Source organism: Vibrio sp. 10N.286.51.C3 (assembly GCF_003050065.1).
GTDB lineage: Bacteria > Pseudomonadota > Gammaproteobacteria > Enterobacterales > Vibrionaceae > Vibrio > Vibrio crassostreae.
The window spans coordinates 1-20472 of record NZ_PIGC01000028.1 but is presented as its reverse complement, the minus strand read 5'-3'; the positions used below and the strand labels follow the sequence as shown (position 1 = coordinate 20472).

The following is a 20472-nucleotide window of genomic DNA, read 5'->3' as shown; positions in this document are numbered from 1 at the left end:
CAGTCATGTATTGTGATCGCTTAAGGCGGTACACAATAAAAAAGAGCAGCCATTGGCTGTAATGCCGATCAGTTAAGAAATTTGTGAGATCATTTGACCGATCCTCAAAAGGCTTCAAAATCCGATATTAGGAAACTAATATCGGATTTTTTTATGTCTTTAGAAAGCCAACTTGCCAATACTTTTCGGTCATGTAATACCTTCCATCACTTTGATAAATACTCTGACATCCTTAGTCCAGAGCTTATCCAACAAGGCTTTGAGCAAGCTGGCGTAGCAACCGTTAGAAGAAGGCGGTTACCTTTAGAAGCAGTACTTTGGTCTGTTGTTGGAATGAGTCTCTTTCGTCAACAATCTGTTTGGGATATTGCTAACCAACTCGATATTGTCCTGCCAGACAAACAACGCTTTGTTGCACCAAGTGCTGTTGTTCAAGCGAGACAGAGATTAGGCGAAGAAGGTGTAAAGCAAGTCTTTAAGAAGATGGCAGTGCATAGCTATCAATCGTCTAACTTCGAAACTTGGTGTGGGCTAAACCTTCTATCCGTCGATGGTGTCGTTTGGAGAACGACAGATACACCCGAAAATCATCAAGAGTTTAAAGCGCAGCGCAATCAATCATCTGAGAATATTTACCCTAAGGTTCGTATGGTTTGTTTGATGGAGCTTACAAGTCATCAGCTAATCGATAGTGCATTCTCTGACTATCGCACCAGCGAAATGCGGCTCGCAGAAGAGCTTATAGAACAAACGCCAGATCAATCACTGACTATTTTTGACAAAGGATATTACTCTTTAGGGCTGCTTAATCGCTGGAACAAAGTAGGTCAAGAAAGGCATTGGATGCTCCCTGTGAGAAAAGACTTTCAGTATGAAGTTGTCCATAAATACAGCCAGAGTGATGCTATCGTTGCTATAAAAACATCACTTCAGGCAAGGAAGAAGTTCAGTGACCTGCCTGAGATAATAGAAGCAAGGTTGGTATCGAAAGTCATCAAAGGTAAAGAGTATCAGGTGCTTACATCAATGCGTGATGGGTTGCGCTTTCCTGGAGAAGACATCGTAGAGCTCTATCGCTATCGTTGGGAAATCGAATTAGGCTATAGGGAAATGAAGCAAACTTTGCTTGATAGTGAATATACATTGCGAAGTAAGCGCCCAGATATGGTTAGACAGGAGCTCTGGGGGATTTTGTTAGCCTATAACCTTATAAGGCAGGTTATGACAAAGGCCGCGAGTAAGTTAGATAGCGTCTGGCCGAATCAATTAAGCTTTACGAGTAGTGCCATGGCTGTGACTCAATACTTTGCAGCTTTACCTTTAACGAGTCCTGGGAAACTCCCTAAACACTATGAAGTACTACTACAGAAAATATCCATGTTTATCCTGCCACCCCGAAGAGAAGATAGAAGTTATCTTCGCTGGGTGAAACTGAAACCCAAGAAATATGCGACAAATAGAAAAAATGCCAGTCAGCTTAACTGACTGGCATTACAGCCATTGGCTGCTCTTTTTGTTTTCAATAATGAACGGTTATTAGATGCAGAAGTAATAGATTAAAGCTGCTCTAAACGCGCGTAAGCAGTTACTAACCACTTAATCCCTTCACCGTTAAACGCCACTTGAACTCGACTCTGTGGGCCACTTCCTTCGAAGTTGATGATAGTGCCTTCGCCAAACTTAGGGTGCTTCACGCGAGAACCCAAGCTAAAACCAGTTTCATTGAAGTTCTCTTTCACAGCGGTTTGACTAAAGCGACCACTGCTTGCAGGGCGACTGACTTGCGCTTTCATACGCACTTCATCCAGACAGGTTTCTGGTAGCTCACGAATAAAACGTGATGGTTTGTGGTACTTGTCCTGACCGTACAAACGACGCATTTCTGCGTAAGTGATGTAAAGCTTCTCCATCGCACGGGTCATGCCTACGTAACACAAGCGACGCTCTTCTTCTAAACGCCCCGCTTCTTCGGCCGACATCTGGCTTGGGAACATGCCTTCTTCGACACCCACCATGAATACCATTGGAAACTCTAGGCCTTTGGCACTGTGCAATGTCATTAACTGAACCGCATCGTCAAACTCATCGGCCTGACCTTCACCCGCTTCCAAAGCTGCGTGAGTTAAGAACGCCGTCAGCATGCTCATCTCATCCGCATCTTCCGGCTTTTCAAACTGGCGCGTTGCCGTTACCAATTCTTCCAAGTTCTCAATACGTGCCTTCGACTTCTCACCCTTCTCTTGCTCGTACATCGCAAACAGACCCGACGATTTGATCACGTGGTCAGTTTGTTCATGCAGACTCAGTTCTAAAGTGTCATCTTCAAGCGCATTAATCAGCTCGATAAAGCGGCTCAATGCACCCGCAGCACGACCGGGTAGCACTTGCTCTTCTATCAAAGCAACACTTGCTTCCCACATAGTTGCACCACGATCACGCGCTGCAAGACGAATCGTTTCTAACGTTTTATCACCCAAGCCACGCGTTGGCGTGTTTACCACACGCTCAAACGCCGCATCATTACCGCGATTGCTCATTAGGCGCATGTAGCTCAAGGCGTCTCTAATTTCTTGACGCTCGAAGAATCGCATGCCGCCGTAAATTCGATAAGGTAGACCAGCTTGGATCAAAGCTTCTTCAAGAACACGCGATTGTGCGTTGTTACGATATAGCATTGCCGTATCTTCTAACGCACCGCCTTTCTCCTGCCACTCTTTGATTTTGCTAACCGTGAAACGCGCTTCATCGAGCTCGTTGTATGCTGAGTACACAGAGATTGGCTCGCCATCGTTACCATCGGTCCACAACTCTTTACCCATACGTTCAGTGTTGTTCGAGATAAGCTCGTTCGACGCCTGCAGAATGGTTTTGGTTGAACGGTAGTTTTGTTCGAGTCGAACCGTTGAAGCACCTGGGAATTCATCCAAGAACTTCTGAATATTTTCGATTTTAGCGCCGCGCCAGCCATAGATAGATTGGTCATCATCACCCACGATCATCACACGGCAATCCGGGCCTGCCATCATACGTAACCAAGCGTATTGGATGTTGTTGGTATCTTGAAATTCGTCGACAAGAATGTGCTTGAAACGAGCTTGGTAGTGCTCGCGGATGTGTTTCTTATCGCGCAATAGTTCATGCGATCTCAACAAGATCTCAGCAAAGTCGACCAAGCCAGCACGATCACATGCCTCTTGGTAAGCAGAGTAAATCTTTAACCACGTTTGAGTTATTGGATCATGGTAGGCGTCAATGTGACTTGGGCGCAGCCCTTCGTCTTTCTTGCCATTGATCCACCAAGAAGCTTGCTTGGCAGGCCACTGCTTTTCATCAAGGTTTTGCGCCTTGATTAAGCGACGTAGTAAGCGAATCTGATCATCTGAGTCAATGATCTGGAAGTCTTCTGGCAGTTTTGCATCTAGGTAGTGAGCACGAAGAATACGATGACAGATACCGTGGAAGGTGCCGTTCCACATACCTGACGAGCTGCCCATCATCAACTCTTCAATACGACCACGCATCTCTGCTGCCGCTTTGTTGGTGAAGGTAACCGACATAATAGAGAACGGTGATGCTTGCTCTACACTTTGCAACCAAGCGATACGATGCACCAACACTCGCGTTTTACCACTGCCAGCACCTGCCAGAATAAGTAGGTTTTCTAAAGGTGCCGCGACCGCCTCACGTTGTTTATCGTTTAGGCCATCGAGTAAAAGCGAAGGATCTATCATTGGATATGCTCACTACTGGGTATTTATACATAAAAGTTGATTATAACCTAAACACTAGGCTGCGTTTAGGATAATAAGAAGAAAAAACCATCAAAAATTAACATCATTAATTCAACAACTTAAAAGATAAAACATCATTAATATTGATATTTTTTATAATGCCGTGAAATTATTTCCCGGTTGTTCCTATCCTTTTTAGTAAGCAAGTTAACAAGCCATTAACCTGCGATGTGAAAATACTATTAAGTCCTAGAGGGAATGACTATGAAAAATTCTAATCTTGCTGTTACAGCTGCAATCACAAGTGTACTAGCGTTCGGCGGTGCAGTTCTTACATCAGCACCTGCGGAAGCAGCAGCAAAAGAAAAATGCTACGGCGTGGCAAAAGCTGGCCAAAATGATTGTGCAACCAAAACAAGCTCATGTGCGGGTACAGCAAAAGAAGACAACCAATCCGATGCATTCGTGGTCGTACCTAAAGGGCTATGTGGCAAATTATCAGGTGGTAGCACTCAATCTTCTTAATTGAGCAGCTTAGTATGGTGGGCTGACATACAGCTCACCTCCACTTCTTGTTAGGAGAATCGTTGTGACTCAAACTCTTCACCCCAACGCAGGGGTTGGCCTTAGAACACCACACTTGGACTTCTTTAGCCAAAATCCAACCTTAATAAGTTGGTTAGAAGTTCACAGCGAGAACTACTTCTTAGCTCAATCACCGCAACGTCAACAACTCAGAGAAATTCGTAGTGCCCACAATATAAGTTGTCACGGTGTTGGATTGTCTCTAGGTTCTGTTGAGCGCATCAACCCAAATCACTTACTGCAGTTAAAAAATCTGATTGATGATATCGAGCCGTTCTTGGTTTCTGACCACCTCAGCTGGAGTCAGACCGGCGGTCATTACTTCAATGACTTATTACCGCTGCCTTATACCGAAGAGGCGTTGGAAGTCTTTTGTCGAAATGTATTAGAGGTTCAAGACAACCTGCAACGCCCTATGCTGATTGAGAACCCATCGAGTTACCTTGCCTTCAAGCATTCAACCATCCCAGAATGGGAATTTTTGGCCGAGGTACAGAAGCGCACCGAATGTCGCCTACTGCTCGATTTCAATAATATTTTCGTCTCATCTTTTAATCATGGCTTTAGTTGTGAAGAGTACTTAAGCGGAATACCTGCAGACAAAGTGGAAGAGATTCACTTGGCCGGTTTTACCAAAAAGAAACTTGAACAAGGTGAGATCTGGATAGACACACACAGTAAACCTGTCTGTGACGAAGTGTGGAAACTCTATACTGACTGGATAGCACAACATGGTTCACGCCATACCTTGATTGAGTGGGATCTCGATATCCCAGAGCCACAAGTTTTATTGGCTGAAGCAACCAAAGCCAGTGACATCTTGTATCAACACGACAAGTTCAACCAAAGGAGTTGCGCATCATGAGCCACTCCCTAGCAGATGTTCAATTGGAGTTTGCTAACGCCCTGCGCTATCAAAACAATGGTGAGCACTGCGACATAGTGAGCGACCATTTTACCGATGAACAGCGAATCCAGATTTACCGCAATAACTTTGTCATCAGCTTGAGCGAAGTTTTGGCAGCAACCTACCCACTCACTGAAATGTTGGTTGGAGAGGAGTGCTTCCAACAGATGGCTCGTCAACATGTCTTAAGTTATCCATCGACCTCTGGTGATGTCAGTGGTTACGGTGAACACTTTGCACAAACTATCCAAGCCTTTACTGCCGTTATTGAGGCTGCACCTTATCTCAGTGAAGTGGCGTTGTATGAATGGCAGAAAGATAACCTGATGAGGTGCGCTTCAGAATCACATGTCGACCAACGTCCTCTTTCTTGTTTAGCCGATGTGCCACCAGAGCAACAAAGCGCTTTAGTCTTTCACCTCAAAAATTCAATAACGCTAATTAGCTCTAGTTACACGATTATCGCGCTTGAACAAGCTATCTATCAGCAACAACTCGACGGGTTAGACATCAACCAACCTGAATTTGGGGTGTTAATCCGAGCCGAGAATTCACAGGTTGAGAGTCATTGTTTGACAGAAGAATGCCACCAACTATTAACTGAATTGCAATCGGGTCAAACGCTCGCTGAGATTGACCCTTCACGACTACAACACCTGAATACTGTCATGGCGCTTAACGTCATCTCAGGTTTTTCAATCGATGCCGAATTGGAGACATAATATGGATAACAACACAGTCACGAACATGATGGCTCAATACGACAATTTGATTGAGAAATCACAAGCACTTTTTGTTCCTGTCCTACTTCTGTTTTGCCGCCTATGGGTGGCGTGGGTCTTCTTTAATTCTGGGTTAACCAAAATAGCAACTTGGGATAGCACTCTTTACTTGTTTGAGTTGGAATACCAAGTCCCACTGTTACCTTGGGAATTAGCAGCTTACATGGGTACTGCCGCTGAGTTAATTCTGCCAGTGTTTTTAGCACTCGGTTTATTAACACGACCGATGGCCGCAGTGCTGTTCGTGTTCAACATCATAGCTGTCGTGTCTTACCCGGTGCTGTGGGAACAAGGTTTCTATGATCATCAGTTGTGGGGATTAATGATTCTTATCGTTGTGGTATGGGGAGCCGGACCATTTTCATTGGATAGAATCTTAAAGAAGCAATTTAGCAACTAGTCCTCATCGCAAGCCCAAAACGCAAAAAACCACTCAATTGAGTGGTTTCTTTTTAACTGGGATAGGCTTACTTATTCAGAAAAGCTTGTAGCTCTTCAGCAGAGATACCTTGCTCGGCTAGCTCTTTTGCGAGTAGCTGAACCTGCTCTCCCTTACGAGACTCTACCACTCGCTGAAATTGGTAAATGATATCTCGCAAAGTATCGATTGGAACTTGTTTTGCCGCACTGCGAATACGCTCTTCACTTTGGTTGCCTAGCTCTTTAAGCAGTTTACCAAACATGACCTTTTCAGGTGCATCTTCCATTTGTTCTAAGACGCGCGCCATTTCGTAGGTTGTTAATGACATTACAGTATTTTCCGTTGGGGACTAACGTTTCAATGAGTGACAAATATACCATGTTTTAACGTTTCGCAAACCGCCATTTGTATATTTTGTCACCCTTGTAACTTATGCCTTAGCAAACGTTGCGTGCCAAGACTTACCCGCCTTGCTCGCAAGCACTAGTAATGCAGGAACAATCAGGAACATTTGCAACGCGATCATCACTTGCGACGTTAAATCAAGACGTTGCATGGTACCCACAAGAAGTCCTGAACCACTCATTTGGAACAAGCCTAGTAACGCAGCTGCGGTGCCCGCACGGTCACCGAAAGGTTCCAGAGCTTTACCCGCCGCAGCACCAAGAATCCAAGCAAAGCCAACCGACGATAAGAAGATCGGTAGCATGAACGCGATTGGAGTCGCGTGTTCAGCAAGCACCAACATAATCACACCCGCTAAGCCCAGCGTTGAAATACCAACAACCAGTGCTTTATAAGTACCAAAACGGTCCATGAACTTCGGTGCAGTGAATGCAGCCGTGATGTTGATAACCGCATTAATACCAAACCAGAAGGTAAACTCGTTCATCGTCAAACCTAGGTTCTCCATCAACACAACCGGTGCAGAGGTAACGTAAGCAAGGATTACTGCCATCGCCATCAAGCACAATGTCGCATGGAAGATGAATGATGGTGTTTTCAGCACTGACCAGTAACGCTCTAGTTTGAACACAGCAACCTTCTCTGTCGCCGGGTTAGACTCTTTCATTTGGAAGAATAAGATACTGCCAACGACTACCGCGAAGCCAGCCATAAAGCTGAAGTTCGAGCGCCAGCCAAATTGATGCGTTAACCAAGCGCCAAGAATTGGTGCCAATGCAGGGATAAAACAGATCGCACCATTGAGGTAACTGATCATTCGGCCACTCTTCTCTGGGCCAAATAGATCGCGAACCGTTGCAAAGGCTGCTACAGAAGTCGCACAAGCTCCTAAGCCTTGTAGCAGCCGAGCTATTAGCATCATATCAATCGATTGAGCTGCCCACGCCAAGCAAGCACTCAATGCATAGATACTAACACCTCCCAATGCAACGGTTCGACGTCCTAACTTATCAGCCAAAGGGCCAGCAAACAGTTGGCCGACACCCATGGCAAATAAAAACCAAGTAATCGTATCTTGTGCTAGTGCATGTTCCACGTGAAACGCTGTCGAAATTTGTGGCAGAGCTGGTAGGTAGATATCAATAGCCAAAGGGCTAAATAGAACCAGCATTGCCAATAAAGCAACCTGCAGTTTACTAGGGGTAGGAAGCGCGTTAGAAGGCACAAGATTCTCCGAATGAGTTAATTTAGGTGCATAATAACCAACTAAAGATATGAACAAAAATGGCATATACTCATTAGCATTATTCCAAATAGGAAACTCACATGAATATCGAGAAACTATCGCGCCTCGACCTAAATCTATTAGTTTGCTTACAAGTACTGATGGAAGAGCTGAGTGTTACTCGCACTGCGCATCGATTATGCCTTAGCCAGTCAGCAGTGAGTAAGTCATTGGCCAAACTTCGTGAGCAATTTAATGACCCCCTTTTTACGCGAAGTGCTCATGGTCTGCGACCAACACCAAAGGCAGTCTTTCTCAAACCTAGATTAGAAACGCTGATCAACCAACTTGATGTGCTCACCCAACCAGAGACGTTTATTCCCAACAACAGTGACCACAGTTTTCACATTGCAGCGGTTGAAAGTGTCTACCCGTTGATTCTTCCTCACTTCTTACCTGCAATCTTTCGACAAGCCCCTAAGGTGAATATCAACACCCATGCTTGGACAGAGCAAACCTTTAAAAAATTGCAGCTTGGTGAACTGGATATCGGACTCACGGGTAAAGACATCGACATCAACGACGCGCGTTTAACCATGTTGCCGCCAGATGATATTTGCGAACAAGAGATCTACCGAGATGCACAGATGTGTGTGCTAAGACGCAACCACCCTGCTCTGAGTGGCAAATGGGATCTGGAAACCTACCTTGCACAGCGTCATGTACAAGTAAGGTGTGACGGTAACGATCGTTGGTTACTCGACTACAAACTTGCCGACCTTGGCCACCAACGTGATATCGCTATTTCTGTTCCTGACTTCAATAGCGCCGCAAGCCTGTGCACCTACACTGACTTTGTGTTTACCGCACCAAGTCACTTCACCTACCTTGTCGCCAAGCAACTCGACTTAGTTGTTGTCCCTCTGCCGATGGAATTTCCACCGATGGCATACACTCTGTTTTGGCACCGCGATAGAGAAAATGACCCGGCGTTAACTTGGTTGCGAGATATCATCAAAGAAAAAACTCTGCACCTTAGATAAAAATGGCGTACAGCGTTTGCAGCAAACGAACAAAAGCGCTAGCTTATTGACCTAATAAGTCCCCTCACATGTATATCTACTGTGAGTGTTAACAAGGACCCTAACAATAAGGATAAACACAGATGCACAATATCACTGCAGAACGCGTTACTGCGGTTCGAGCTTGGCTTGAAGTAAACCAACTAGATGCGGTTATCATCCCACACGAAGATGAGTACCTAGGCGAATACGTTCCAGCTCATAACGAGCGACTTCACTGGTTAACTGGTTTCACTGGCTCAGCAGGTGCAGTGGTTATCACTCGTGAAAACGCTGCTATTTTTGTTGATGGTCGCTATACCGTTCAAGTTCGTAAACAGGTACCAGCAGAGTTATTTGAGTATCGCCACCTTATTGAAGAGCCGGCTTTAGATTGGATCATCAATTCACTAGCCCAAGGCAGCAAGGTTGCATTTGACCCACGGATGCATACAGCAGCTTGGTTGAAAGGCGCACAAGCGAAACTGGCTGATAAAGTCGAACTCACCACATTAACAGCAAACCCTATTGATGAGCTTTGGTCTGATCGTCCTGAGCCTGTTGTATCTGATGTTCGCCTAATGGCTACTGACGCCGTTGGTCAATCAAGTGAAAGCAAACGCGCTGAAATTGCAGGTCTACTAAAAGCCAAAGGTGCGGATGCCGCTATCCTTACTGAACTAGACTCTATTTGCTGGTTACTCAACGTTCGCGGTTTGGACGTGTCTCGCCTGCCGGTTGTCTTGTCTAATGCCATCATTCACGCAGATGAAAGTGTCGATTTCTTCTTAGACCCGGCTCGTATCCCTGCTGGCTTTGAAGCGCACGTTGGTAATGGCATTCGTGTTTCTCACCCATCCGAACTTGAAGCACGTCTTTACTCTTTAGAAGGTAAGAATGTGTCAGTTGATTCAGGCACAAGCAATGCTTGGTACACGCTTGTTCTACAAAACGCTGGCGCTCATATCATTGAAGCAGCTGACCCATGCTTAATGCCAAAGGCTGCTAAGAACGCAACTGAAATTGCAGGTATGAAAGCGTGTCACATTCGAGATGGCGTTGCGATGGCCAAGTTCTTGTCTTGGATTGATGCTGAAGTCGCGCAAGGTAACCTACACAACGAAGCGGTATTGGCTGACAAAGTACAATCGTTCCGCGAGCAAGACCCAACGCTGATGGACCTAAGTTTTGACACCATTTCTGCAGCAGGCGGAAACGCAGCTATGTGTCACTACAACCATGAGAACCAACCTGAACCAGGTCAGCTAGAACTGAATACTCTGTACCTAGTCGATTCAGGCGGTCAGTACTTAGATGGTACAACCGACATCACCCGTACTATCGCAATTGGCCAACCAAGCGACGAAATGATTCAGCAGTTCACATTAGCGCTTAAAGGTCACATAGGCATTGCACGTGCGCGTTTCCCACAAGGTACTCGTGGTTTCCAACTTGATATCCTAGCGCGTCAGCACTTATGGGCAGAAGGCTTCGATTACGATCATGGTACTGGTCACGGTGTTGGTCATTTCCTAAGTGTTCATGAAGGTCCGCAAAGTATCTCTAAGAAGCTTATCGACGTACCTCTTGTTGAAGGTATGGTGTTATCAAACGAGCCGGGTTACTACCGTGCTGATGAGTTTGGTATCCGCATCGAGAACCTAGAATTGGTCGTTGAGCTTCCTACTCAAGGTGACTTCTCAGTACTAACGTTTGAATCGCTAACACGTTGCCCTATTGATAAGCGCAACATCAACGTCGATCTACTGACACGACCTGAGCTTGCATGGCTAAACGATTACCACCAGAAAGTATGGAACGATGTTAGCCCATTAGTTGAAGGTGATACGTTGGAATGGCTACGTCAATCAACAACACCACTTGCTCACGCTTAATACATTGCTAGGCAGGTAACTGAACCAAAACTAGTTGCCTCAGTTAGATATTAAAACGGCTACCCTTAGGTAGCCGTTTTTGTTTGTCGATTTCACATCATTGATGTTTCACGTGGAACATCAGCCAAGATGTTAATTAGCCTGAGTAAGCGCTATGCCAATCGCGCCACACCGGGTCGAAGCCGCGTTTACGAATCATAGCCTCAACATCAGCCGCACTTCGTTCATCACTTATCTCAAACTGTTCAAGCTCTTCCTCACCCGAAGCATAACCACCAGGTTGAGTTTTTGACGCGGCAGACATGCTAGTGATACCTAACGGCAACACGTTATCGCGGAACGTTGCAGACTCACGAGTCGAAAGAGACAGCTCAACTTCAGGGTTTAATAATCGATAGGCACAGATAAGTTGTACTAACTGCTTATCACTCATAATCGACTTAGGCTGCAAACCACCCTCACACGGACGAAGGCGTGGGAATGAAATCGAGTAACGCGTTTGCCAGTAAGTTCGCTCTAAGTAATCCAAGTGAGCGGCCACGAAGAAGCAATCGGTACGCCAGTCTTCCAAGCCGATCAAAGCACCAACCCCTATCTTATCAATACCCGCTTTTGCCAGACGATCAGGCGTTTCGAGTCGGTATTCAAAATCCATTTTGTTGCCACGCAAGTGGTGCTCAGCATAAGTACTTGGGCTATAGGTTTCTTGGTAAACCATCACAGCATCTAAGCCAAGCGTTTTGAGCTCCGCGTAGTCGTCTTGATCAAGCGGCTGCACTTCCATCGCAAGGTAGTTAAATTGCGCTTTGATATTCGGCAGCACCTCGCGGAAGTATTTCATCCCAACCTTGGTTTCGTGCTCACCGGTCACCAACAATACACTATCGAATTTCATCTTTTTGATGGCCGCGCTCTCGGCATCAATTTCATCCAAAGTTAATGTGCGACGCTTGATGCGGTTCTCCATCGAGAAACCACAATAGGTACACGCATTCGCGCACAAGTTAGATAGGTACAAAGGAATATATAGCGACATCGTATTACCGAACCGTTTACGCGTTAGCGCCAACGATTGTTGTGCCATCTGCTCTAAGTAAGGTTCTGCCGCTGGAGAGATCAAAGCCTTAAAATCTTCTAAGTCACGTTTAGGTTTACTCAGAGCACGTTCAACATCCGCCGCCGTTTTACTGAAGATGGACATACCAATGTCATCCCAGTTGAGCTGTTTAAATCGATCAACAAACGTCATGGCAATACTACTCGTCTAGGAATGAGGTTAGCGGGCTGGAAGCAACCGCGTGAGATACCTGACCAGCGAGACCAGCAAGGTAAGCCATACGACCCGCTTCAACTGCCAACTTGAAAGCAATCGCCATTTCAACTGGCTGTTGAGAAGCAGCTATCGCCGTATTCACTAACACAGCGTCAGCACCCATTTCCATTGCACGCGCCGCGTGTGAAGGAGCACCAATGCCAGCATCAACAATCACAGGAACATTAGCTTGGTCGATAATGATCTCTAGGAAGTCGGCTGACGCGATTCCCTTATTAGAACCAATCGGTGCACCGAGTGGCATCACCGCAGCACAACCAACCTCTTCTAAGCGCTTACACAATACAGGGTCGGCATGGCAATAAGGCAACACAACGAAGCCATCTTTCACCAACTGCTCAGCAGCGTTAAGTGTCTCGATTGGGTCAGGCATCAAGTACTTTGGGTCCGGGTGAATCTCAAGTTTTAGCCAGTTAGTACCTAGTGCTTCACGAGCCAAGTGTGCGGCGAAAATCGCATCCTTCGCGTTCTTCGCACCAGAGGTATTTGGAAGTAGATTAACGCCAGCATCAATAATTGGCTGTAAAATATAATCTTGTTCAGAACGAATATCGACCCTCTTTAGTGCCATGGTTGCCAGTTGCGAACCTGAGGCTTCGATAGCACTCGTCATCAAATACTTGTTTGCGAACTTGCCTGTACCAGTGAACAGTCGTGATTGGAATGTTTTATCTGCGATGGTTAACATGGTTAGCCCCCTGCAATAGCTTGAAAAAGAGAGACAGAATCGCCTTCATTGACGATGGTTTGTTGCCACTGGCTACGCGGTACAACCGCATTATTGATAGCAAATACACATCCCAAATCAGGTAGCGATAGTGCTTGGATGATGTCTGAAAGAGACGACGATTGCGCGACCTGCTCTGGTTGCTCGTTTATAGAAATAGTTATCTGGCTCATTGTGTTTCTTCTTCTAGGTGTTGGATCGCATCTGTATTGCAAACCGGACATTCGCTATCTTGCGTGACCATTAGGCTTTGCCAGTTCATGGCCTGGCCATCGAACAGCTTTAGCTGATGCGTCGCGACTTTAAACTCGCCACTGCTAATGCGCTGAATAGCAGCGAGAGCCTGGAGGTTGCCTATAGTTCCAACCACTGGGCCAATGATGCCGCTATCACCGCAGCGCGTTGTTTGTGGATGGTGGTCGAACGGGAAAAGGCAGTGGTAACACCCTTCCTGGTTCTGATAATCAAAGACAATAAATTGACCTTTCCAGCCGATTGCAGAACCTGATATCAAAGGTGTATTAGCTTTGAAACAAGCTTGGTTAACTTGCTGGCGTGTGGCGAAGTTGTCGGTACAGTCCAACACAACATCAGCTAGCATCACTTCAAGCTTTAACTGGCTTTCGGCCATTCGCTTGTTGATGGTCCTAACTTGGCTTCTACCATTTAGCTCACTCAGTTGTAGTTTCAATGAATCGACTTTAGCTGTACCAAGATCGCTTTCTTTGAACGCGACCTGTCGTTGTAGATTGGATGAGTCGACACAATCATCATCAACCAACACGATTTTTCCGATGCCAGACGCTGCTAGATAAAGAGCCGCAGCATTCCCCAAACCACCACAACCAATCACCAACACATGACCGTTTAGTAGATTTCGTTGTCCTTGTTCACCAACCTCAGGCAATGCGATTTGGCGTTGATAACGAATGAATTCGAAATCACTCAGCATGACTTAGCTCCTGAGTTATCTCTTTAGCAGCACTTGTAGAACTGTCAGCCATTAATACTTCGAAGAACTCAATCACTTGTTTGGGGTCTTCGGCTAACGTAATCGCACGTACAACCGCTAAGCTCGATACACCACACTCCCAAACCTGCGCAGCTGTCGATTGGTCAATACCGCCAATAGCAACCGTCGGATAACCAGTAAGTTCTTCTGTGTATGGGATGGTATCAATTAGTTGTTGGTACAGAGATAAACGCACCAAGCCTTGAGGCTTTGATGGCATCTGTTTCGTCGTGGTCGGAAATATATGGCCTAGTGCAATGTAGCTTGGATTGATTTGGACGATACGTAGCAACTCATAATAACCATGAGTCGACAGACCGATCTTAATACCCGCTTGGCTCAGTTGGGACAGATTTGACTCTTCAATATCCTCTTGCCCCAGGTGTACACCAAAAGCGCCATGCTTGAGCGCAAGCTGCCAGTAATCGTTAATGAAAACCTGAGCGTTATGTTCTCGACCAAGTTCGATAGATCGCGCGACTTGTTGTTCTAAATCGGCTTGTTGAGGGTTCTTAATACGCAGCTGGACGGTATTAATCCCGAGCTTGAGCAACCTGTCTATCCACTCGACATCATCAACCACCGGGTATAAGCCGAGGCTATTCTTAGTCAACTCAGGGAAAGAAAGTGATGTCCCTTGGTTAGCCCAACCAACGCTTATATTCAGTCGTTCATCTTCAAGGACAGGGATAGGAAAACTTTGATAATGTGCTGGCCATGTTCCACGTGAAACATTCGATGCAGCGCGAGCCAAAACCAACGCATCTTCCAATGGAAACTCTAATGCTAATAACGTAAGTAACCAAGCAAAGTGGCCACGATTATCTAATTCTTGATGAGCTGTAGTTTCACTCTTGATAACACGATTAGCATCTAAGTGTGACCAGATATCTAACACAGCTGAATCATCGGAGACTCCGATATAGACGGTGTTCGAAGCTTGAGTCAAAGCAGCACAAACATCGGTTAACGCAACTGAATTACTGTAATCAACAACATGGTTCAGTTCCGCTAACTGACACTCCGCCAATGAACCAACATCATGAGCAAAGCCAATAGATAACGCCTGCTGAGTGTCAACGATAGAGAAGTATTGAGTTGGGCTTACACCCAACTCAACTGCATCGGTTGCCAAGCCTTGTCGCTTAGCAACCAATAGACAGTTCTGCACCTCTCCCGTTAACTCAATATTTTGAGATGGGATGAGTATCTTCACTGTCACTATTCCTCTAATTGAGCTTCTTTTGCACCTATTGCAGGGTGGTAAAGTTCAGACCCAGTATCACGGAACTCTTGTGATTTCTGACGCATCCCTTCCAACGGGTTATCTAGCATCCTAATCTCAATAGCCTGATCCGCGGCTACTTGTTCTGTATCTTTCGCATACTCTCGGACTTCCTGAGAGATCTTCATCGAGCAGAATTTAGGTCCACACATTGAGCAGAAGTGAGCAACCTTACCGGATTCTTGTGGCAGAGTTTCATCATGGAAAGAACGGGCTGTTTCCGGATCTAAAGCTAGATTAAATTGGTCTTCCCAACGGAATTCAAAACGTGCTTTAGATAATGCATTATCTCGGATTTGTGCGCCTGGATGTCCTTTTGCCAAATCCGCAGCATGTGCTGCCAGCTTGTAAGTAATTAAGCCGGTCTTCACATCTTCTTTGTTTGGTAAGCCTAAATGCTCTTTAGGCGTTACATAACAAAGCATCGCACAACCGTACCAACCAATCATCGCCGCGCCAATTCCAGAGGTAATGTGGTCATAACCCGGTGCGATATCTGTAGTCAGCGGGCCTAATGTATAGAAAGGCGCTTCATGGCAGTGCTCTAACTGCTCGTCCATATTCTCTTTAATCAGGTGCATTGGTACATGTCCAGGGCCTTCAATGATCACCTGAACGTCATATTCCCAAGCCACTTTAGTCAACTCACCTAGAGTACGTAACTCCGAGAATTGAGCCTCATCATTAGCATCTGCAATTGAGCCCGGGCGTAAACCGTCACCTAATGACAGAGCAACATCGTACTTCGCACAGATCTCACAGATCTCACGGAAGTGGGTATAAAGGAAACTTTCTTGGTGATGAGCAAGACACCATTTCGCGATGATGGAACCGCCACGAGAGACAATACCAGTCACACGCTTAGCGGTCATTGGTACGTAACGAAGCAGTAAACCTGCGTGGATAGTGAAGTAATCAACACCCTGCTCTGCTTGTTCAATCAAGGTATCACGCATTACTTCCCAGTTAAGGTCTTCCGCAACGCCATTCACTTTTTCAAGCGCCTGATACATAGGAACCGTACCAATTGGTACAGGGCTATTACGTAGGATCCATTCGCGAGTCTCGTGGATATTACGGCCGGTGGAAAGGTCCATCACGGTATCGCCACCCCAGCGAGTCGACCAGACTAGCTTCTCAACTTCTTCTTCAATCGAAGAGCTTACTGAAGAGTTACCGATATTAGCGTTCACCTTCACTAAGAAGTTTCGACCAATAATCATCGGTTCTGATTCTGGGTGGTTGATGTTTGAAGGGATAATAGCTCGACCTTCAGCAACCTCTTTACGCACGAACTCAGGAGTGATTTCTTTCGGCAGGTTTGCACCAAAGTTATGGCCAGGGTGTTGATGGTTAAGCTGCTCATCAGCGAACTTCTGACGTCCCATGTTCTCACGTATGGCAATGTACTCCATTTCAGGTGTGATAATACCCTGACGAGCATAGTGCAGCTGAGTAACACATTGGTCGCCAGTCGCGCGACGAATTCGAGGCAGGTTTCCGTAACGAAGGTCGTCTAGGGTTTCATCTTCTAAACGTTCTTTGGTGTAAACAGAGCTTACATCATCAAGCAATTCCGTATCACCACGCTCTTCAATCCATTGCTCTCGCAACTTAGGAAGGCCGCTATAAAGGTCTATTTCATGCGTAGGATCGGTATAAACACCGGAGGTGTCGTAGACATGAATAGGCTCATTAGGTTCGAATACAGGCTCTTTTTTGGTACCACCAACAAGGCTATCTGCGAGTGAAATTTCTCGTACAGGGACTTGAATGTCCTCTCGAGATCCTTGGATGTAAGCTTTTTTTGAATTTGGATAAGGTTGTACGGATAAAGAATCAATGAAATTCTTCGCTTCCAGTCTTGCTTGTTTACGACTCGACATAGCATTTTTCCTTGGCTTTTAGCCATTATTTATAGGGATAAAAATGCTTGACGGATAAGATGCTACAAGAGGGATCACGGTAAGAAATACAGTTGTGATCTGGAGATAGATCTCTAGAAGGATTCTAGTTAGATATCTACTCTTGTTCCCTTCGCAGGTATTAGCCTGATCAGGTTCAACGGATCCCGAGTTAACGGTCTCAGCCATATGGCACTCCGACAAGTACGATCGAGTATATAAAAACGGCTTGGATAAACCAAGCCGAGTTGTTAACAAATCGTAAGAAAGTTTTAAGACTTTATCAAAAGTTGGAAGCCGATCCATGCGGCTGAAATACTGAGAACCACATTGAGCAGTACATTGAGTCCCATCTTGAAGAACGCGCCCTGCTGCATAAGAAGCACGTTATCCATCGAAAACGTAGAAAATGTTGTCAGGGCTCCAAGGAAACCAAGACCAATAATTTGTCTCCATGGCTCCGTCGCGACCATCTCATTTTCAAACGCGGCGATGAGCAATCCCATAATCAAAGAGCCAATTACGTTAACAGTCAGCGTACCGTAAGGAAAACCACGCCCTAACATCACAACGCATAACTCTGAAATCAAGTAACGTGAACAAGCACCAAACGCGCCACCGATGGCAATAAAACCTAGAATAGATAACTGACCCATGAATCCTCCCAAACAATAATCCCTATATTCTAGCTTTAACGCCGATAAAAGCGAGGGTAGAAACTAAGAATGCATGCGCAAATATTAAACGTTACAGGTGTCACTTAACTTCAATATATCCCATCAAACCCGTTTTCATGTGTTCGATAACATGACAGTGATACATCCAGCGGCCAGGGTTGTCGGCAACAAATGCAGCTTTAGCACGGCCGTTTTTTCCAAGTAACACAGTATCGGTATGGAAGGGCTCTTCTATTTTTTTACCATCAAGTTCCAATACAGTGAATGTATGACCATGAATATGAATTGGGTGATGGTACTGAGTGACGTTCTTGAGGTCGAATATATAAGTTTTACCTAACTCCAAAGTCGCCAACGGGTCTGGAACACTGTCTTTACTCATTCCCTCCCACGCACGTTTATTCGTAAGCCAAAACTTAGGCATCGACTTCCCATCTTTAGATACCGGTGATACCGCCCCTTCCCACTCAAACACAAAATCGATTTCTTCTGCATTAGCGAGGTTTAAGTTAGGCACAGGATTGAGGGGCAATAAAGGAAGTGTTTGGCCTTCGATTAACGTTGAATCAACAGCCTCAAACTCACACAAGGAAAAAGGAAAACGCCCTTTCATTTGAAGGACACTCACTCGCTCCCCCGCCTTGGGAGCAATCAGCCCGAGATCGACACGCATACCTGGGCCAATCTTGTGTTGAGTCAGCTTATAAGGTGTCTTTACAGGGTTACCATCAATAGCAATGACCCATGCCTCAGCCCCCTCAATGGCTATAGGATAGGTAATCGTGTTATCAACATTAGCGATACGCAGCCTAGTCGTTGCATGCTGCTTCAATTGATAGATAGGTTCATGTACTCCATTAACGCTACTCCACTCTCCCGGCGTGCCCATACGAGCGCTGAGGCGAGGGATCATTAAGTCTTTCCACTGACCTTGTTTGTCGATATGCCAATGTTTAAGCATCAGAGCATGCTCTTCATCGAACTGAACTGCCGCACTCTCTTCGACAATAATAAGCCCGACCAAGCCCATACCAAGTTGCTTAACACTGTTCATGTGTGGGTGATACCAGAATGTACCCGCATCTGGTGGCGTGAACTCATAGACAAACGTTTCACCGGGCATAATCGGAGGCTGACTTAAGAAAGGAACCCCGTCCATTTCAATCGGAATTCTCAGGCCATGCCAATGAATTGTGGTCGGTTCTAATAGCTTGTTGGTAAATCGAATCGTTACCTTTTCGCCTTGTCGACAGCGAATAATCGGCGCTGGAGTCTGTCCATTAAAGGCTAAAACATTAGTACTAAATCCCTTCACCAACTCAGCGGTTGAAGGCTCAGCTGTTAAGTCATAAACGAACTTTCCTTGCTCATCAACAGACCGCTTCATTGAGCAAGCTGGTAGGACGGTTAGTGCAGATATAGCGAGAGATGATTGAATAAACTTACGACGGGAAATATCCATATTTGTTGCCTTTTAGTAATAACGACCAAAATGTAACAAAATATTGAGAATAATTCTCATAAAGAAGTATGGTTTGTGCTGTCGATTGTTTATAAAAGAAGCTGAGATAAGTAAGCACTTACACTTTTCAGGCTAGGTTCTGTTAAAGATAGGAATTGTCGACAAAAAAATCGAACAAACAGAAAGCAAAAAGGCTCCAGCATTTCTGATGGAGCTTTAAATATGGCAGGGGTGGACTGGGCCGGCACTCCGGAGATTTGACCGGGCTGGCGATTCTGCTCACAACATTGCTTCGTAGAAGCAACAGATATAAAAAAGCCCCAGCATTTCTGCTGAGGCTTTGATATGGCAGGGGTGGAGAGATTCGAACTCCCAACACGCGGATTTGGAATCCGCTGCTCTGCCAATTGGAGCTACACCCCTAAAACTTTTTACTACTTCAGATTCGAAAAAACCTCGCACTAGGCGAGGTTATCGAATAAGTGGCGGAGTGGACGGGACTCGAACCCGCGACCCCCGGCGTGACAGGCCGGTATTCTAACCAACTGAACTACCACTCCGCAGTGGTCAACTCACTAAGTGAGCGTCCATATCTCCAGGTTGGTCAACCTAAAGATTTAATTTAAAGCCTGGCGATGTCCTACTCTCACATGGGGAAGCCCCACACTACCATCGGCGCTATTGTGTTTCACTTCTGAGTTCGGCATGGAATCAGGTGGGTCCACAATGCTATGGTCGCCAAGCAAATTTTAAAATTCGGAAAGCTGCTTCTCTATTTAATAGAGCTTTAAAAGTTTCTCTTCAAACTCATTCAAGCGTTTGGTATTTCTATTGAGTCCACAAAACCCCTTGGGTGTTGTATGGTTAAGCCTCACGGGCAATTAGTACAGGTTAGCTCAATGCCTCGCAGCACTTACACACCCTGCCTATCAACGTCGTAGTCTACGACAACCCTTTAGGACGCTTATAGCGCCAGGGAAAACTCATCTCAAGGCTCGCTTCCCGCTTAGATGCTTTCAGCGGTTATCGATTCCGAACTTAGCTACCGGGCAATGCCATT

The 20472-nt window shown here is 45.7% G+C and carries 18 protein-coding genes, 2 tRNA genes, 2 rRNA genes and 1 riboswitch; of the genes, 7 read left to right on the top strand and 15 right to left on the bottom strand.

Annotated elements, in window-relative coordinates; translation table 11 throughout:
- Positions 1 to 153 precede the first annotated feature (153 nt).
- Positions 154 to 1485 carry an IS4 family transposase gene (locus CWO27_RS22140; RefSeq protein WP_107899503.1) on the top strand — a complete coding sequence of 444 codons (1332 nt, stop codon included), beginning with the start codon at positions 154 to 156 and terminating at the stop codon, positions 1483 to 1485.
- A gap of 71 nt (positions 1486 to 1556) precedes the next feature.
- Here CWO27_RS22140 and uvrD read toward each other — a convergent pair whose 3' ends face one another.
- Positions 1557 to 3731 carry a DNA helicase II gene (uvrD, locus tag CWO27_RS22135; protein ID WP_102433029.1) on the bottom strand — a complete coding sequence of 725 codons (2175 nt, stop codon included), beginning with the start codon at positions 3729 to 3731 and terminating at the stop codon, positions 1557 to 1559.
- Between the two features lie 264 nt (positions 3732 to 3995).
- Here uvrD and CWO27_RS22130 point away from each other — a divergent pair, with 264 nt between their 5' ends.
- From CWO27_RS22130 to CWO27_RS22115, 4 genes are all read left to right on the top strand, one after another.
- Positions 3996 to 4256, top strand: coding sequence for a BufA1 family periplasmic bufferin-type metallophore (locus tag CWO27_RS22130; protein WP_060983713.1), 261 nt, complete (start codon positions 3996 to 3998; stop codon positions 4254 to 4256).
- 64 nt (positions 4257 to 4320) lie between these two features.
- A complete protein-coding gene (bufB, locus tag CWO27_RS22125; RefSeq protein WP_107899502.1) occupies positions 4321 to 5181 on the top strand; it encodes an MNIO family bufferin maturase in 861 nt (286 codons plus the stop codon).
- Positions 5178 to 5945: an HvfC/BufC N-terminal domain-containing protein gene (locus CWO27_RS22120; protein ID WP_102433027.1), complete on the top strand. Its 768-nt coding sequence runs from the start codon at positions 5178 to 5180 to the stop codon at positions 5943 to 5945. The genes bufB and CWO27_RS22120 overlap by 4 nt, the downstream gene beginning before the upstream one ends.
- A gap of 1 nt (position 5946) precedes the next feature.
- A complete protein-coding gene (locus CWO27_RS22115) occupies positions 5947 to 6405 on the top strand; it encodes a DoxX family protein (RefSeq protein ID WP_048661185.1) in 459 nt (152 codons plus the stop codon).
- A 67-nt stretch (positions 6406 to 6472) separates the two neighbouring features.
- Here the strand turns inward: CWO27_RS22115 and tsrA are convergent, their stop codons facing one another.
- Together tsrA and CWO27_RS22105 are read right to left on the bottom strand one after the other, a co-directional pair.
- Positions 6473 to 6754 carry an H-NS-like global regulator TsrA gene (gene tsrA, locus CWO27_RS22110; protein WP_009848181.1) on the bottom strand — a complete coding sequence of 94 codons (282 nt, stop codon included), beginning with the start codon at positions 6752 to 6754 and terminating at the stop codon, positions 6473 to 6475.
- Between the two features lie 102 nt (positions 6755 to 6856).
- Positions 6857 to 8056, bottom strand: a complete 1200-nt coding sequence (locus CWO27_RS22105; protein ID WP_198591316.1) for a multidrug effflux MFS transporter — start codon at positions 8054 to 8056, stop codon at positions 6857 to 6859.
- A 101-nt stretch (positions 8057 to 8157) separates the two neighbouring features.
- On the opposite strand from CWO27_RS22105, the gene CWO27_RS22100 reads away from it, so the two are divergent.
- Both CWO27_RS22100 and CWO27_RS22095 read left to right on the top strand, forming a co-directional pair.
- Complete coding sequence (locus tag CWO27_RS22100) at positions 8158 to 9099, top strand: LysR family transcriptional regulator (RefSeq protein WP_012605070.1); 942 nt, start codon at positions 8158 to 8160, stop codon at positions 9097 to 9099.
- A gap of 122 nt (positions 9100 to 9221) precedes the next feature.
- A complete protein-coding gene (locus CWO27_RS22095) occupies positions 9222 to 11012 on the top strand; it encodes an aminopeptidase P family protein (RefSeq protein ID WP_102433025.1) in 1791 nt (596 codons plus the stop codon).
- A gap of 136 nt (positions 11013 to 11148) precedes the next feature.
- Here CWO27_RS22095 and thiH read toward each other — a convergent pair whose 3' ends face one another.
- The 12 genes from thiH to CWO27_RS22035 form a co-directional block, all read right to left on the bottom strand.
- The gene (gene thiH / locus CWO27_RS22090) at positions 11149 to 12261 is read right to left on the bottom strand and encodes a 2-iminoacetate synthase ThiH (RefSeq protein ID WP_102433024.1); all 1113 of its coding nucleotides are present in this window, start codon (positions 12259 to 12261) and stop codon (positions 11149 to 11151) included.
- Positions 12262 to 12268: 7 nt separating this feature from the next.
- Complete coding sequence (locus CWO27_RS22085) at positions 12269 to 13033, bottom strand: thiazole synthase (RefSeq protein WP_102433023.1); 765 nt, start codon at positions 13031 to 13033, stop codon at positions 12269 to 12271.
- A 2-nt stretch (positions 13034 to 13035) separates the two neighbouring features.
- Positions 13036 to 13245, bottom strand: coding sequence for a sulfur carrier protein ThiS (gene thiS / locus CWO27_RS22080; protein ID WP_102433022.1), 210 nt, complete (start codon positions 13243 to 13245; stop codon positions 13036 to 13038).
- The gene (locus CWO27_RS22075; RefSeq protein WP_102433021.1) at positions 13242 to 14024 is read right to left on the bottom strand and encodes a HesA/MoeB/ThiF family protein; all 783 of its coding nucleotides are present in this window, start codon (positions 14022 to 14024) and stop codon (positions 13242 to 13244) included. Before CWO27_RS22075 ends, thiS begins: the two co-directional genes overlap by 4 nt.
- A complete protein-coding gene (locus CWO27_RS22070; RefSeq protein WP_107899501.1) occupies positions 14014 to 15306 on the bottom strand; it encodes a thiamine phosphate synthase in 1293 nt (430 codons plus the stop codon). The genes CWO27_RS22075 and CWO27_RS22070 overlap by 11 nt, the downstream gene beginning before the upstream one ends.
- Entirely contained in the window at positions 15306 to 17255 is a 1950-nt protein-coding gene (gene thiC / locus CWO27_RS22065) for a phosphomethylpyrimidine synthase ThiC (RefSeq protein ID WP_102433019.1), read from the bottom strand. The genes CWO27_RS22070 and thiC overlap by 1 nt, the downstream gene beginning before the upstream one ends.
- Positions 17256 to 17384: 129 nt before the next feature.
- Positions 17385 to 17483, bottom strand: a riboswitch (TPP riboswitch).
- 62 nt (positions 17484 to 17545) lie between these two features.
- Positions 17546 to 17929: a fluoride efflux transporter CrcB gene (gene crcB, locus CWO27_RS22060; protein WP_004736665.1), complete on the bottom strand. Its 384-nt coding sequence runs from the start codon at positions 17927 to 17929 to the stop codon at positions 17546 to 17548.
- Between the two features lie 100 nt (positions 17930 to 18029).
- A complete protein-coding gene (locus CWO27_RS22055) occupies positions 18030 to 19412 on the bottom strand; it encodes a multicopper oxidase family protein (protein ID WP_102433018.1) in 1383 nt (460 codons plus the stop codon).
- Positions 19413 to 19758: 346 nt separating this feature from the next.
- Positions 19759 to 19835, bottom strand: a tRNA-Trp gene (locus tag CWO27_RS22050).
- 60 nt (positions 19836 to 19895) lie between these two features.
- Positions 19896 to 19972: transfer RNA gene (locus CWO27_RS22045), tRNA-Asp, on the bottom strand.
- Positions 19973 to 20039: 67 nt separating this feature from the next.
- Positions 20040 to 20155: ribosomal RNA gene (gene rrf, locus CWO27_RS22040) — 5S ribosomal RNA — on the bottom strand.
- Between the two features lie 117 nt (positions 20156 to 20272).
- A 23S ribosomal RNA gene (locus tag CWO27_RS22035) occupies positions 20273 to 20472 on the bottom strand; the annotation flags it as partial.

Coding starts and splice junctions, on each gene's coding strand:
- CWO27_RS22140 (WP_107899503.1), top strand. CDS start 154: ATGTCTTTAGAAAGCCAACTTGCCAATACTTTTCGGTCATGTAATACC.
- uvrD (WP_102433029.1), bottom strand. CDS start 3,731: ATGATAGATCCTTCGCTTTTACTCGATGGCCTAAACGATAAACAACGT.
- CWO27_RS22130 (WP_060983713.1), top strand. CDS start 3,996: ATGAAAAATTCTAATCTTGCTGTTACAGCTGCAATCACAAGTGTACTA.
- CWO27_RS22120 (WP_102433027.1), top strand. CDS start 5,178: ATGAGCCACTCCCTAGCAGATGTTCAATTGGAGTTTGCTAACGCCCTG.
- CWO27_RS22115 (WP_048661185.1), top strand. CDS start 5,947: ATGGATAACAACACAGTCACGAACATGATGGCTCAATACGACAATTTG.
- tsrA (WP_009848181.1), bottom strand. CDS start 6,754: ATGTCATTAACAACCTACGAAATGGCGCGCGTCTTAGAACAAATGGAA.
- CWO27_RS22100 (WP_012605070.1), top strand. CDS start 8,158: ATGAATATCGAGAAACTATCGCGCCTCGACCTAAATCTATTAGTTTGC.
- CWO27_RS22095 (WP_102433025.1), top strand. CDS start 9,222: ATGCACAATATCACTGCAGAACGCGTTACTGCGGTTCGAGCTTGGCTT.
- thiH (WP_102433024.1), bottom strand. CDS start 12,261: ATGACGTTTGTTGATCGATTTAAACAGCTCAACTGGGATGACATTGGT.
- CWO27_RS22085 (WP_102433023.1), bottom strand. CDS start 13,033: ATGTTAACCATCGCAGATAAAACATTCCAATCACGACTGTTCACTGGT.
- thiS (WP_102433022.1), bottom strand. CDS start 13,245: ATGAGCCAGATAACTATTTCTATAAACGAGCAACCAGAGCAGGTCGCG.
- CWO27_RS22075 (WP_102433021.1), bottom strand. CDS start 14,024: ATGCTGAGTGATTTCGAATTCATTCGTTATCAACGCCAAATCGCATTG.
- thiC (WP_102433019.1), bottom strand. CDS start 17,255: ATGTCGAGTCGTAAACAAGCAAGACTGGAAGCGAAGAATTTCATTGAT.
- crcB (WP_004736665.1), bottom strand. CDS start 17,929: ATGGGTCAGTTATCTATTCTAGGTTTTATTGCCATCGGTGGCGCGTTT.
- CWO27_RS22055 (WP_102433018.1), bottom strand. CDS start 19,412: ATGGATATTTCCCGTCGTAAGTTTATTCAATCATCTCTCGCTATATCT.